This is a genomic window from Acetatifactor aquisgranensis, from assembly GCF_943193215.1.
Taxonomy (GTDB): domain Bacteria; phylum Bacillota; class Clostridia; order Lachnospirales; family Lachnospiraceae; genus Acetatifactor; species Acetatifactor aquisgranensis.
The window spans coordinates 112,359-125,929 of sequence record NZ_CALPDH010000007.1; the positions used below are offsets into that span (position 1 = coordinate 112,359).

Here is a 13,571-nt window from a genome sequence, read left to right on the forward strand (position 1 = left end):
TCTGAGTGTAACAAAAATTGGTTCCGATGTCAATAATCTCAATCGGAAAAAATCTTTCTGGGCGCCACATTTTTCATCAGCTTGATCATTTCCTCGGAAGGGCTCAGCATAATCTTCTCGCCGCCCTCATAGAACAGCAGGTAACGTCTGTCCGGCTGAAGCTCCTCGCCGATGCTGTAGTCCTTTTCCTTGTTCATCTGGCGGTTCCTGTAGTTGTCCAGATGATAGCTCTTGATGGGCGCTAGGACCTCTATCCTGTCCACCTGATAGGTGGCGACTCTCTTTCTCCTGGTCTTCGCCATAATCTTGTCCACCACCAGCTCCTTGTCCAGATAGAGATACTCGTACTCCAGATCCGTGAACATCCTCACGAAATAGGCTCCCACACCGAACACAACCGCGCCTATGAAAGCAAACAGCATCAGAGGAGGCAGCACAAATATCGCCAGGATACAGATCACCATCAGCGTCATCAGCACGGCTCTGCCTATTTTGCCCAGTATAGAAGGCTTCGCCTTTACCAGACATTCCACGTAAGCGTCACTCATTTTTCATTACCTTCCTTTATCTTAGTTTCTGGTGCCATATCACTACTTACCATAATAACCTATCTTTCCCCAACTTGCAAGGCGGTTTCCGAAATCTGCCGGGGATCGGCGCTTTTTTATCTTTTTTTTAGAATCTTGTTAGAATAGTTCCATTGACAATCCGGGCTCCTGAGTATATGATTTGATTCAGATATAGTCACGAGCGGCCTTAAAACGTGAATGCAGCAGTAAATACTGATTGCAGGAAAGGTGGACTTGTCATGCCGGTAATGGATGAATTCAAAGAAGAACGGGAAGCGTTGAAGCATGGAACTCCAAAACAGAAGTTTGCTTATTTTCTTGATTATTATAAATGGCATGTCGTCGCTGCCCTGGCAATCACAGGCTTTGCCGGCTCTCTGATCTACCAGGCTGTGACCCGCAAGGAGGACGCTTTCTTTGCCGCGATGGTCAATATCTATGAGATGGCTTCCAGTGAGGAGCATATCCGGAACTTTGCCGAATACGCCGGAATCGATCTGGATGAGTACAATGTCGTGTTCGACACCTCCATACACATCGACAATTCCTCCATGACGCAGGACACCATCGCCTCCACCCAGAAGCTGATGGTCTTCATCGCCGCCAGCGAACTCGATGTAATCATGGCGGACGAGGCCGTCATCGATCAGTATGCCTACAACGACAGCTTCTACGATATCAGAGATGTCCTCACGGACGAGCAGATTCAAAAATATGAACCCTGTTTCTTCTATATGGATCAGGCTGTGGCCGAGGCGGTCAGCGCCGCCCAGGATGATCCGGACTATGATTACAGTCAGGCGCCGGCCCATCCGGATCCCAGGAAGCCGGAGATGATGGAAAAGCCCGTCCCCGTAGGCATCTATCTGGACAACGCGGATTCCCTGAAAGAAGTCTTTTATTTCCTGAACGGGGACGGAGTCCTGGCAGTGCCCGCCACCAGCCCGAATCTGGAGACGGTGCCGAAATATGTGGATTTCATATTAGAGCCGCAGGCTGCACAATGAAGCCGAATATCCGGGCTGCCGTATAAGGCAGCCCGTTTTCATTCATGGCATCCGTATTCCGGCTTCACAGCAGATCTTTCAGCATCCGGTTCACGCCGGCCGGGTCTGCCTTACCTTTCATGGCTTTCATGGTCTGTCCTACCAGAAAACCCAGCGCCCTCTCCTTGCCGCCTCTGTAGTCCTGCACGGATTTTGGATTCGCCGCAATGACTTCCTCCACGGCCCTGCGCAGGGCATCTTCGTCACTTACCATCTTTAACCCCCGCTCTTCCACATATTTCTCAGGGTCGACGTCTTCTTCAAACATCCGTTCGAATATTTCTTTTGCCACAGTGGAGTTGACCGCCCTGCTCTCTGCCAGCGCGATGAGGCTGGCCAGATGCTCCGGCGAAAAACGGATATCCTCCGGATCCATCTCTTTTTCTTTCAGCAGGCGCAAGGTCTCCCCCATCAGCCAGTTGGACACTTTCTTGGGCTGGCCTCCCAGCGCCACGGTGGCCTCAAAGATATCCGCCATATGCTTGGAGCCGGTGATGATTTCGATGTCGTAGTCAGGGATATCGTACTCCGCCTTGTAGCGGGCCATCTTTTCCGTGCGGAATTCCGGCTGTCTGGAACGGATTTCCTCCAGAAACCCGTCGTCGATGCTCACAGGCACCAGGTCGGGATCTGGGAAATAGCGATAGTCCCGGGCATCCTCCTTGGAGCGCATAGCATAGGAAGTCCCTTTCAGGTCATCCCACCGCCTGGTCTCCTGCACCACGGCCTGGCCCGCCTCCAGCAGATCGATCTGGCGGTTCTTCTCCCCCTCGATGGCCCTTGCGATGGCGTGGAAGGAATTCAGGTTCTTCATCTCCGTGCGGGTGCCGTACTGCGCCGCTCCCGCCTCCCGGACGGACAGGTTCACGTCCGCCCGCATGGAGCCCTCCTGGAGCTTGCAGTCGCTGGCCCCAAGATACTGGATGATCAGCCGCAGTTTGTCCAGATAGGCTATCACTTCCTCGGCGCTTCTCATGTCCGGCTCGGACACGATTTCAATGAGGGGCACGCCGGACCGGTTATAGTCCACCAGCGTGCAGTCCTCCCACTCGTCGTGAATCAGCTTCCCGGCATCCTCTTCCATATGGATTTCATGGATGCCGATGCGCTTTTTTCCCTCCCCGCTCTCAATCTCCACATAGCCGTCCCGGCAGATGGGGAGGTAGAGCTGGGATATCTGGTAGTTCTGGGGATTGTCCGGGTAGAAGTAGTTCTTTCTGTCAAATTTGCAGTATCTGGTAATGGTGCAGTTGGTGGCAAGGCCCACCGCCACAGCATGCTCCAGCACTTTTTTGTTCAGCACGGGCAGAGTGCCCGGCATGCCGGTGCAGACCGGACAGGTATGGGAATTGGGCTTCCCGCCGAAGGCGGTGGAACATCCGCAGAAAATCTTGGTGTTGGTGGCCAGTTCCACGTGCACCTCCAGCCCGATGACTGTCTCGTATTCCTTAGGAAAGCCCTTATTCATTTGAGCGCTCTTCATCGTTGCCATTTATCTTCCCTCCCCTGTCCGCACAGCCTTTTCCTGACCGGCTCTGCGCAGTTGCTCATATGTGTATGCCGCCTGCAATATCTTCTTCTCCTGAAAGCAGTCTCCAATCAGCTGCAGACCGATCGGCAGCCCCCTGCTGTCGGCCCCGCAGGGCACGCTGATGGCCGGAAGTCCCGCCAGATTCGCGGAAATCGTATAGATATCCCCCAGATACATCTTCAGAGGGTCTGACAGGCTCTCCCCCAGCTTAGGAGCCGTGGTGGGCGCCACAGGCCCCAGAATGCAGTCATATCCGGCAAAAGCCTGGTCAAAGGCCTTTTTGATCATGGCTTTCACACGCAGCGCCTTCAGATAATAGGCATCATAATAGCCCGAGCTCAGGACGAAGCTTCCCAGCATGATGCGGCGCTTCACCTCCGGGCCGAAGCCCTCCGAGCGGGTCTTTTTGTACATCTGATGCAGTTCTTCCGCGTCTGACGCCCGATAGCCGTATTTGATGCCGTCAAAGCGCTCCAGATTGGAGCTGGCCTCCGCCGCCGCGATAGTATAGTAAGCGGGAATCGCATACTCCACCAGGTTCAGGTCAAATTCCTCTACCACAGCTCCGTTTTCTGCCAGCAGCCCCGCCGCCATGCGCACGGCTTTTGCCACTTCCCCGTCAAGCCCCTGGCCGAAATAGTCTCTGGGCATGCCGATGCGCATGCCCTTTACATCCTTTTTCAGGGAAGATGTAAAATCGATATCTTTTCTATTTAAATACGTTGAGTCTTTCCTCGTTCCCGCAGCAGCCTCTCCGTCCGGTCCGCTCCCCAGGGCACCTCCGCCGGAAGCAGCAATGGTTTCCAGTATCGCGGCGCAGTCCTCCACTGTCCGGCCCAAAGGCCCTATCTGGTCCAGGGAGGAGCCATAGGCCACCAGCCCATACCGGGACACCGTGCCATAGGTGGGCTTCATGCCTACCACACCGCAGTGGGAGGCTGGCTGCCTGACGGAGCCTCCGGTATCTGACCCTAAAGCGAAGAAGCACTCCCCTGCCGCCACAGCCGCCGCGGAACCCCCGGAAGAGCCCCCCGGCACATGCTCCGGCTGGTGGGGATTCCTCGTCACGCCGTAGGCGGAAGTCTCCGTGGTGGACCCAAAAGCGAACTCGTCCATATTGGTCTTGCCGATGATGACCGCCCCCGCCTGTTCCAGGTTCCTGACTGCTTCCGCAGTGTAAGTGGGGACGAAATTCTCTAATATCCGGGAAGCGCAGGTAGTCCTCCTCCCTGCTGTGCATAAATTGTCCTTGACAGCCACGGGGACTCCCGCCAGAGGGCCTGCCAGTTCTCCGGCCTCAATCTTTTTCTGCACCTGTCCGGCCTTTTCCAGAGCCTTTTCTTTCTCAATCGTGATATAACAGTGGAGCTTCTCCTCCGATTCCTCTATCCGGCCCAGCACAGCCTCCATGGCCTCCACGGCCGTGGCCGCGCCTTCCCGGATGGCCGTGCCCAACTCCACGGCCGAGAGCGATAAAATATCCATAATCTGTCTCTTTTCCTTTCCGGGAACCTGCCGCGCAGACCTCTGCCCCGCGAACGGCAGCACTTCCCGCACTTCGTACCTTTTCTTCCGCGGATGCCCCTACCGGGACATCACATTCGGCACCGCGAACATATTGTCCTTTTCGGCGGGGGCGTTGCTCAGAATCCCTTCACTATCATCGCCGTTCGTCACCACGTCCTCCCGGAACACGTTCTGCGCCGGGAAGACATGGGACATGGGCTCCACCCCCGCGGTATCCAGTTCGTTCAGTTTATCGATATAGTCCAGCATTCTGCCCATATCTTTCCTGGCCTGCTCCCTCTCCTCGCCGGAGAGCTCCAGCTTGGCCAGAATGCCCACATATTCCATGGTCTCATCGCTGATGATATTTGCCATTTCTTCTCCTTTCTCTGTCCTCAGTCACGCACCCTGATATGCACTTCCCGCAGCTGCTGCTCCGTGACCTCGCCGGGCGCGCTGCACATCAGATCCTGCGCGGAACCGCTCATGGGGAACGCGATCACCTCGCGGATATTCTCCTCGCCCCGAAGCAGCATCAGCATCCTGTCAATCCCCGGCGCCATTCCCGCATGGGGCGGCGCGCCGAACTGGAACGCCTGATACAGGGCGCCGAATTTCTTCTTCAGGGTCTCCTCGTCGTATCCCGCTATCTCAAAGGCTTTCACCATGATGTTCATGTCATGATTGCGCACCGCGCCGGAGGAAAGCTCTACGCCATTGCATACGATATCATACTGGAAAGCGATAATATCCAGCGGGTCCTTCGTCTCCAGAGCCTCCAGACCGCCCTGGGGCATGGAAAAAGGATTGTGCGTGAAACCAATCTGTTTCGTCTCCGGATCCAGTTCGTACATGGGGAAATCATTGACATAGCAGAACCGGAAAGCATTCTGCTCCGTCAGCCCCAGCTTCTCCCCCAGCTCATTGCGGATCTTCCCGGCGTAGTAGTTTGCCCGCTCCTCCTTGTCCGCGATGAAGAAGATCGTGTCCCCGGCCTCCAGCCCGGCCAGCCTGCGCAGCTCCCCTTTCAGCTCCTCCGGGATGAACTTGTCGATGGGCCCTTTATAGGAGAAGTCCTCCGCCACTTCCAGATATCCGAGCCCCGCCATGCCTAAGGAAACCGCGAACTGCAGCAGCTTCTCATGGAACCCTTTGCTCATCTCGGCGTGCACCTTGACGGCCCGTACTGTCCTGCCCAGAAAAGGCTTAAAAGCACATTTCTGGAAAAAATCCGTCACATCCCGGATGCGCAGGGGATTGCGCAGATCCGGTTTGTCCGTTCCGAACTCCACCATGGCCTGGCGATAGCTGATGACAGGATAGGGCGCCTGCGTCACCGCCGCGCCCTCCGGCGCGAATTTCTCAAACACCGCCGAGAGCACTTCCTCTCCTGCCCGGAATACGTCCTCCTGGGTGGCAAAGCTCATCTCGAAATCCAGCTGGTAGAATTCCCCCGGAGAGCGGTCCGCCCTGGCGTCCTCGTCCCGGAAGCAGGGCGCTATCTGGAAATACTTGTCGATGCCGGACACCATCAGCAGCTGCTTGTACTGCTGGGGCGCCTGGGGCAGCGCGTAGAACCTGCCCTTGAACTTGCGGGAGGGTACGATGTAGTCCCTTGCCCCTTCCGGCGATGAAGCGCAGAGGATGGGTGTCTGAATCTCCACGAACCCCATCTGGGTCATTTTCTGTCTCAGAAAAGCGATTACTTCTGAACGGAATAAAATGTTATCCCGCACCTTGGCGTTGCGCAGGTCCAGGTAGCGGTATATCAGGCGCACTTCCTCCCTGGTCTCTTTGGAGGTCATCACCTCAAAGGGGAGCTGGCGGTACACCTTGCCCAGCACGGTGATTTCCTGAGCCTCCAGTTCGATGGTGCCGGTGGGAAGCTTGGGATTGTAAGTGTCCTCGTCCCGTTTCTCCACAGGCCCCTCCACGCTGATGCAGGTCTCTTTGATCAGCCCTTTCAAAAGTCCCGGCCTGCGGATCACGATCTGCAGCACGCCGTACATATCCCGCAGATCGATAAAGGACACGCCGCCGTGGTCGCGGATATTCTCCACCCATCCGGCTACTTTGATGGTCTCTCCGATGTGCTGCTCTCCAATCCTTTCGATTGTCATGTCTCTGTAACAGTTCCTGTTTGTCATAGCGGCTCCTTTCTCTGTAGACGTGTCCCGGAAAGGCGCTGTGAATTGTACAAATACACATAAAAAAGCCCCGGAACACAGTTTCCTGCATCCGGGACGAATAATCCAGGGATTATCCGCGGTACCACCCGCTTTGAAAAGCCGTGCCTTCCATCAAAGGCATGCTCGGCTCTTCCACTCTTACACTTAACGCGTGCGACGTGCCGCCCTAGCGCAGAAGCAGATGCTCCTCCGTTCAGACAGCCTGCTCCGGAGTGTTCCCTGTAACGGTTCCCGCCGGCAGCGCTTTCAGTCGGTGACGCCGCCTTCCTGTTGCCTTTCCCGAAAAGAGTCTCCTTCATGGCATTTTTTAATATGACGCTATGCTATCACATTTTATCATGCTTTGCAAGCGTTTTTTATGCCTGCCTCCTGCACCGCTATCGTATCCATCCCCACAGAATCGACAGATACTCGCCGCAGAAGTACATCCCCCGCAGTCCGATCAGCGCGGCGCCGCCCCACAGCGGCCACGCCAGATCCTGCCTCTCCCGCACCATGCGCCCTGCCAGCGACAGGATGACACAGATGCACAGCGCCATGGTACCGAAAGAAGCCCTGTCGGGATAATGGGGCGAAAGGAAGAATGCGCCCCAGGAAAGCAGGGCACAGAAGAGCAGCAGGCTGTTCCGCCGCCCTATCTTCCGCTTCATGACGCATACGCTGACGAACAGCATGAAAAGCAGCGCCAGCAGGACGGGAAAGAGATATTCCATGGCCCCCTTGCACTCCCCATAGCTCCTCAAAAAAACTTTCCACAGGGTTCCGTACTGCTCTTCCTCTATCTGGGCGCTGCGGACCCCGTTGCCCGGCGCCGCGATGCACAGAATGCTGCCCGCCAGGCAGAACAGATTTCCCAGCAGCATCCAGAGCCTGGGTTTACGCCCCTCCCGCAGGCCCAGCAAAATGACCAGCAGGCTCAGACACCATACCGCCGGGCCCATATTCTCATTGCTCCAGCCCGCCAAAATTCCCAGCGGAATAATCCATAACGTGATTCCGGGCAGATGGTTCCCATTTGCCTTACCATTCCCGCCGTCAGCCGGAGCATTGCCGTTTCCTGTGGGCTTTCCGAATCCGGGCAGCAGACTGCCCTCATCCGGCAGCTCCCGCAGATAGCACCAGACGAACAAAAGGATGAATACCGTGATATACAGGTAATTCGCCGCTCCCGCCTGCCAGAACATACTCATGCGCCAGTTGGCATTCAGGCCCAGCACCATGGCCATGCCCGCAAATAGCGCGGGAAATCCGCGATGCTCCGCCACAAGGCATATGGTCCATCCCAGCAGCAGCGTGAATACTATATTCAGCACGTCCGCCGCCAGTTCCCCCGCCAGCAAGGTCAGCTGCAGGATGCCGTGGGTCATGCTCCTGCCCCCCCAGTTATTGTAATGCCATATCTGGCTCTTTACGATATCTGATATGGAACTAATCGGTGTATCGTCTGACAGCATGGTGGAATACCACAAATCGTCCATCATGAACGGTATTGCCCGATGGGTGACGAACATCACGAGAAGCAGCGCCGCCGTCATGATTCCTGTCGCTATCCACATGATTTTCCGAGATTTTTCTGTCACTTTGCCAAAATCCTCCCCGCCGCTCCGCAGATATCCATCCGCCGCGGTTACTTCTTCTGTCACAGCAGATTACCAGCCGCGGCCGATTCTCCGTCATTGGTAAGCACTTACCATCGCCGTCTTTCCGCCATAAATTCTTTCGCTACAGCGTCTTTATCCTGTCCACTGCCTCTACCGTATTCTCATAGCTGCCGAAAGCCGTCAGCCTGAAATACCCTTCCCCGCTGGGACCGAAGCCCGAACCCGGCGTCCCCACAACGTTGACTTTCTCCAGCAGGCAGTCGAAGAATTCCCAGCTGGTCATCCCCTCCGGGACTTTCATCCAGACGTAAGGCGAATTGACGCCTCCTGACACCCTATAGCCCGCCTTTTTCAGGCCATTGAAAATATAATCCGCGTTCTTCTGATAATAGGCGATCTGCTCTTCCAGCTGCGCCTTTCCGGCCTCGGAATAGACCGCCTCCCCCGCCCGCTGCACAATATAGGGCGCGCCGTTATACTTCGTGCCATGCCGTCTCGCCCACATGGAGTGGAGAGAGACATCGCCGCATTTCAATTCTTTCGGAATCACGGTGAATCCAAGACGCAATCCCGTAAATCCGGCATTCTTGGAAAAGGAGTGCAGCTCAATGGCACAGCTCTTCGCCCCCTGACATTCGTAGATGCTGTGGGGCACGTCCGGCTCCGTGATGTATGCCTCGTACGCCGCATCATACAGGATGACAGCTCCCACTTTCAGCGCATAGTCCACCCACTCCTGGAGCTGACTCCTGTTGACTGCCGCGCCGGTGGGATTGTTGGGGAAACACAGGTAAATCAAATCCGGCGTCTCCTTTGGCAGTTCCGGCACAAAATCATTGTCCGCGGTACAGGGCATATAGATCACATTGCTCCAGACTTCCCGGGCCGAATCATAGTCCCCCGTCCGTCCCGCCATCACATTGGAGTCCACATATACCGGATACACCGGGTCACACACCGCTATCCGGTTATCCAGACTGAAAATCTCCTGGATATTGCCGGAATCGCATTTCGCTCCGTCGGAGACGAAAATCTCGTCCGCCCCGATATCGCAGCCTCTGGCCCTGTAATCGTTCTCCGCAATGGTCTCCCGCAGGAAATCATACCCCAGGTCCGGAGCATACCCCCTGAATGTCTCCGCTTTCCCCATCTCGTCCACAGCGCCATGCAGGGCTTCTATGATAGCCGGCGCCAGCGGCAGCGTCACATCGCCTATCCCAAGACGGATGATCCTCTTCTCCGGGTGCGCCGCACTGTAGGCATTCACTTTCTTCCCAATCGTTGAAAACAGATAGCTTCCCGGAAGCTTCTGATAATTGTCGTTAATCTGATACATTTTTATCCCTCTCTGCCCGCCCTGGCAAGCATGCGCGCAAAGCGGACAAAGTCCCCTTTGCGGACAGGACTCACCCGGGCATTCTTTTGTGTGAGCGCACTTCTCACACTTCGCCTTCAAACACCGTAACCGCCGGGCCTGTCATATAAATCAGGTTTTCCTCCCTGTCCCATTCAATGAACAGTTCGCCCCCTAACAGCTTAACCGTTATGGCATTGTCTGTCAAGCCATTTAACACGCCTGCCACCAACACAGCGCAGCACCCGGTGCCGCAGGCAAATGTCTCCCCGGTGCCCCGCTCCCAGACCCGCATGAAGCAGTTCTTCCTGTCCAGAACTTCCACGAACTCCGTGTTGGTTCGACTGGGAAAACGCTCATGGTTCTCAAACAAAGGCCCGATCTGCTCCAGCGCCGTCTCCGCCACGTGCTCCGTGAAGACCACAGCATGAGGATTCCCCATGGACACGCAGGTCATACGGTATTCCCTGCCGCCCACCAGGATAGGCTCATCCACCGCCCTGTCCCCTGCAGCCTCCACCGGAATCAGAGCCGGTTCCAGAACAGGACTGCCCATGTTGACCCGCACCCGGGTCACTTCTCCTCTGCAGCTGTTTTCCCCGTTTTCCTCCACAGTCAAGTCCAGATACTTTACCTTTCCCGCACTGACCACGGTAATGCTTCTCTTGTCCGTCAGCCCCTTATCATAGACGAACTTCCCCACACAGCGTATGCCATTGCCGCACATCTCAGACCTGGAGCCGTCCGCGTTGTACATCTCCATCTCAAAATCGGCCTCCGCCGCCGGATTGATGAAAATCACCCCATCCCCTCCAATGCCGAAGTGCCTGTCGCTCAACCGTCTAACAAAATCCGGTTTTTCAGAATCCGAAACCTTCTCCTCGAACCCGTTCACATAAACATAATCATTCCCGCATCCCTGCATCTTAGTAAATTTCAATTCAAAAACCTGCCTCCCTTCCCAACACCCCAAAACAGGTGCATTCACGCTTTCATCATAGCCAGAACCATGGCCGCAGTCTCCACCAGGTTCGTCCCGCTGTCCATGCTGCATTTCTGCAGATACTTGTGAGCCTCATTCTCCGTCAGATGATTCCTGGCCATCAGTATCTCTTTCGCCTCTTTCAGCAGGGCCTCCTCCTGTGCGCTCCTTACTCTTGGAGCCACCCGCGCTTTCCGCCTGCGGCGGACGATTCCTTCCTCCATCATCCCCACAGTGCTGATCAAATCATTCACTTTCAGCGGCATGGACAGGCGCACGATGCCCTCCCCGCCGCACTGGTTCAGAAACCGGTCAGAGGCCATCAGGAGCATCTCGAACCCCTCCGGCAGGCATTCCCGCAGCTGGGAATATACCATGTCCGCCAGCTTATAGCCGCAGATGACGATGCCGTCCCCCAGCCCGTCCACCTGGCTGATGACCTGGGCGCCGGTGGTGCAGACGCCTGTCACCCGAAAACCGCCCCGCACCAGTACGTTCTTGATGCCTTTCGCGTCTTCGGGCTTCGGCAATGCCACGATTAAGTTCGTCAAGCGTCCTCACCTCCCTTTCCGCCATATTCTTCTCCGCATGGCGCTGCAAGTCCAGAAGAATGCCCTCACTAATAGCGATAGAGGTACTGGCGAATCTCCCACTCCGACACATGGGCCCTGTACTGCTGCCACTCCTGCTCCTTGGCCGCGATATATTTCTCCGCCACATGCTTTCCCAGCACATCCAGGATGAAGCCGTCCTTCTTCAGCTCCTCCACAGCCTCTATCAGTGTCCCCGGCATGTTCTCGATGCCAAGGCCTCTCCTCTGGGCTTCCGTCATGGTATAGATATTGCAGTCCACGCTCTTCGGCGGCTCTATCTGATTCGCAATGCCGTCCAGACCTGCTTTCAGGCATACCGCCAGCATCAGATAGGGATTCGCGGCGGAATCCGGGCTCCGCAGCTCTATCCTGGTGCTGCCTCCCCGCTCCGCGGGAATGCGAATCAGGGGACTGCGGTTCGTAGTGCTCCACGCGATATACACCGGCGCGTCATATCCCGGCACCAGTCTCTTGTAGGAATTCACAAGCTGATTGGTGACAGCCGCCATGCCCTTGATGTGCCGCATGATGCCTCCGATGAAATAGTAGGCCTCTTTGCTCAGCCCGTTAGGGTCATTACCGTCCTCAAAGAGATTCCTGCCATCCCTGTGCAGGGACATATTGATATGCATGCCGGAACCGTTCACCCCGAACCTTGGCTTGGGCATAAAGGTGGCGTGCAGGCCATGGCGCTTCGCGATAGTCCGCACCGCCAGCTTGAATGTCATGATATTGTCCGCCACCGTCAGCGCCTCGCCATAGCGCAGATCGATTTCATGCTGGGCGGGCGCGCTCTCATGATGCGAGGCCTCGATGATCAGCCCCATGTCCTCCAGTGTCATGACAATCTCCCGCCTGGCGTTCTCTCCGCCGTCCAGCGGCCCGATGTCGAAATAGCCCGCCTGCTCGTGGGTGTTCGTGGTGGGCATGGCATTCTCGTCTGTGTCGAACAGAAAGAACTCGCACTCCGGCCCCACCTCAAAGGTATATCCCATGTCGCCTGCCTCCCCTACGGCCCGCTTCAGAACCTGCCTGGGGTCCCCCTCAAAGGGCGTGCCGTCCGGCCGGTAGACATCGCATATCATCCTGGCCACTTTCCCCTGCTGTGGTCTCCAGGGAAATATCTCCAGAGTGGACAAATCCGGGTGCAGATACATATCCGACTCCTCGATTCCCACAAAACCGTCAATAGAAGAACCATCGAACGTACATCGGTTGTCCAGGGCCTTATCCAGCTGATTGGCCGTAATTGCGATATTTTTCAGTTGGCCGAACATATCCGTGAACTGCAGACGGATGAATTCCACATCCTCTTCTTTCACCAATCTCACAATATCGTCCCTTGTGTAATTCTTCATTCACCAAACCTCCTGCGCTGTATCCCGTTCTTTTCCGTACAAAAAAGGGCAGTTCTTCCTTACCATAAGAACGCCCTTGTCCTATACACTATCATAGCAATCAATTTCCAGCTTGTCAATGATTTTTCTTTCTCTGACCTGACACAGGTGCGCGTCCCATAGCGGGCTTTTTATGATTCTCCCGGAAAAGCTGCAGTTTGGGACATGGATTCAGAGGCAGAATGGACGGTATCGTCCTGCAGCATGAATAATGCGGTAATCTCTGCATAATTCTCTGCCTTATTTCATATCTATTATAAAGAAAAAGTGACAAGATAATCTTCAAGGGGAAATAGGGATGAGTGCTAAAACCAAAATCGTCGTACTTCACATGAAAGAGCTGATCTATACCGCAATCTTCGCCGTGCTGGGAATTCTGTTCATCGTCCTTCTGGCCATGATGTTTCTGCCGGACAAAGACAAGGATAAGGACAGAAGCGGAGAACCCCGGGCAGAGGACGCCTCCGGCCCGGAACCTGTCATGGCGGAAGTCTCCTCTCTCTACATACCGGGCATCTATACCACGGAACTGGTGCTGGGCAGCGAGACCGTGGATGTGGAGGTCATCGTGGATAAAGATTCCATCACCTCAATCCGCCTGGCAGGCTTAAATGAGGACGTCACCACCGTATATCCGCTGCTGCAGCCCACGCTGGATTCCATCTGCGAACAGGTCTACGAGAGCCAGTCACTGGAATCCATCACCTACACTGCGGAAAGCAAGTACACCTCCCTGGTGCTGCTGGAGGCCATCCAGGCTTCGCTGGATAAGGCGGCGGCCCAGAACGGCAATGCGGAATAAG

The 13,571-nt window shown here is 55.7% G+C and carries 12 protein-coding genes; 2 read left to right on the plus strand and 10 right to left on the minus strand.

The annotated features are described in order from the left end of the window. Positions 1-38: 38 nt before the first annotated feature. On the minus strand, positions 39-548 hold the full coding sequence (locus tag NFS35_RS08190; RefSeq protein ID WP_251206639.1) for a DUF6106 family protein: 510 nt from the start codon (positions 546-548) through the stop codon (positions 39-41). 260 nt (positions 549-808) lie between these two features. Between NFS35_RS08190 and NFS35_RS08195 the strand changes: the two genes are divergently transcribed. Beyond that, positions 809-1,576, plus strand: a complete 768-nt coding sequence (locus NFS35_RS08195) for a hypothetical protein (protein ID WP_251206640.1) — start codon at positions 809-811, stop codon at positions 1,574-1,576. 64 nt (positions 1,577-1,640) lie between these two features. On the opposite strand, the gene gatB is transcribed toward NFS35_RS08195, so the two are convergent. The 9 genes from gatB to glnA all read right to left on the minus strand — a co-directional run bounded on the left by gatB (position 1,641) and on the right by glnA (position 12,729). Continuing rightward, on the minus strand, positions 1,641-3,098 hold the full coding sequence (gene gatB, locus NFS35_RS08200; protein ID WP_251206699.1) for an Asp-tRNA(Asn)/Glu-tRNA(Gln) amidotransferase subunit GatB: 1,458 nt from the start codon (positions 3,096-3,098) through the stop codon (positions 1,641-1,643). A gap of 9 nt (positions 3,099-3,107) precedes the next feature. Further along, a complete protein-coding gene (gene gatA / locus NFS35_RS08205) occupies positions 3,108-4,631 on the minus strand; it encodes an Asp-tRNA(Asn)/Glu-tRNA(Gln) amidotransferase subunit GatA (protein WP_251206641.1) in 1,524 nt (507 codons plus the stop codon). A 99-nt stretch (positions 4,632-4,730) separates the two neighbouring features. After that, positions 4,731-5,027, minus strand: coding sequence for an Asp-tRNA(Asn)/Glu-tRNA(Gln) amidotransferase subunit GatC (gene gatC / locus NFS35_RS08210; RefSeq protein ID WP_251206642.1), 297 nt, complete (start codon positions 5,025-5,027; stop codon positions 4,731-4,733). Positions 5,028-5,047: 20 nt separating this feature from the next. Beyond that, on the minus strand, positions 5,048-6,799 hold the full coding sequence (gene aspS, locus NFS35_RS08215; protein ID WP_251206643.1) for an aspartate--tRNA ligase: 1,752 nt from the start codon (positions 6,797-6,799) through the stop codon (positions 5,048-5,050). A 419-nt stretch (positions 6,800-7,218) separates the two neighbouring features. Further along, the gene (locus tag NFS35_RS08220; RefSeq protein ID WP_251206644.1) at positions 7,219-8,484 is read right to left on the minus strand and encodes a DUF6056 family protein; all 1,266 of its coding nucleotides are present in this window, start codon (positions 8,482-8,484) and stop codon (positions 7,219-7,221) included. 79 nt (positions 8,485-8,563) lie between these two features. Then, entirely contained in the window at positions 8,564-9,778 is a 1,215-nt protein-coding gene (locus tag NFS35_RS08225; protein WP_251206645.1) for an LL-diaminopimelate aminotransferase, read from the minus strand. Between the two features lie 103 nt (positions 9,779-9,881). After that, positions 9,882-10,736 (minus strand): diaminopimelate epimerase, encoded by an 855-nt coding sequence (dapF, locus tag NFS35_RS08230; protein ID WP_251206646.1) that lies wholly within the window; start codon positions 10,734-10,736, stop codon positions 9,882-9,884. A gap of 44 nt (positions 10,737-10,780) precedes the next feature. Beyond that, a complete protein-coding gene (locus NFS35_RS08235) occupies positions 10,781-11,329 on the minus strand; it encodes an ANTAR domain-containing response regulator (RefSeq protein WP_251206647.1) in 549 nt (182 codons plus the stop codon). A gap of 68 nt (positions 11,330-11,397) precedes the next feature. Continuing rightward, positions 11,398-12,729 carry a type I glutamate--ammonia ligase gene (gene glnA, locus NFS35_RS08240; protein WP_251206648.1) on the minus strand — a complete coding sequence of 444 codons (1,332 nt, stop codon included), beginning with the start codon at positions 12,727-12,729 and terminating at the stop codon, positions 11,398-11,400. A 337-nt stretch (positions 12,730-13,066) separates the two neighbouring features. Here glnA and NFS35_RS08245 point away from each other — a divergent pair, with 337 nt between their 5' ends. Next, positions 13,067-13,570, plus strand: a complete 504-nt coding sequence (locus NFS35_RS08245) for a hypothetical protein (RefSeq protein ID WP_251206649.1) — start codon at positions 13,067-13,069, stop codon at positions 13,568-13,570. The last annotated feature ends 1 nt before the right edge of the window (position 13,571 follow it).

Excerpts from the sequence above, each read along its gene's own strand:
- NFS35_RS08195 (WP_251206640.1), top strand. The coding sequence starts at position 809 with ATGCCGGTAATGGATGAATTCAAAGAAGAACGGGAAGCGTTGAAGCAT.
- gatB (WP_251206699.1), bottom strand. The coding sequence starts at position 3,098 with ATGAAGAGCGCTCAAATGAATAAGGGCTTTCCTAAGGAATACGAGACA.
- NFS35_RS08245 (WP_251206649.1), top strand. The coding sequence starts at position 13,067 with ATGAGTGCTAAAACCAAAATCGTCGTACTTCACATGAAAGAGCTGATC.
- glnA (WP_251206648.1), bottom strand. The coding sequence starts at position 12,729 with ATGAAGAATTACACAAGGGACGATATTGTGAGATTGGTGAAAGAAGAG.
- gatA (WP_251206641.1), bottom strand. The coding sequence starts at position 4,631 with ATGGATATTTTATCGCTCTCGGCCGTGGAGTTGGGCACGGCCATCCGG.
- aspS (WP_251206643.1), bottom strand. The coding sequence starts at position 6,799 with ATGACAAACAGGAACTGTTACAGAGACATGACAATCGAAAGGATTGGA.
- NFS35_RS08190 (WP_251206639.1), bottom strand. The coding sequence starts at position 548 with ATGAGTGACGCTTACGTGGAATGTCTGGTAAAGGCGAAGCCTTCTATA.
- gatC (WP_251206642.1), bottom strand. The coding sequence starts at position 5,027 with ATGGCAAATATCATCAGCGATGAGACCATGGAATATGTGGGCATTCTG.
- NFS35_RS08225 (WP_251206645.1), bottom strand. The coding sequence starts at position 9,778 with ATGTATCAGATTAACGACAATTATCAGAAGCTTCCGGGAAGCTATCTG.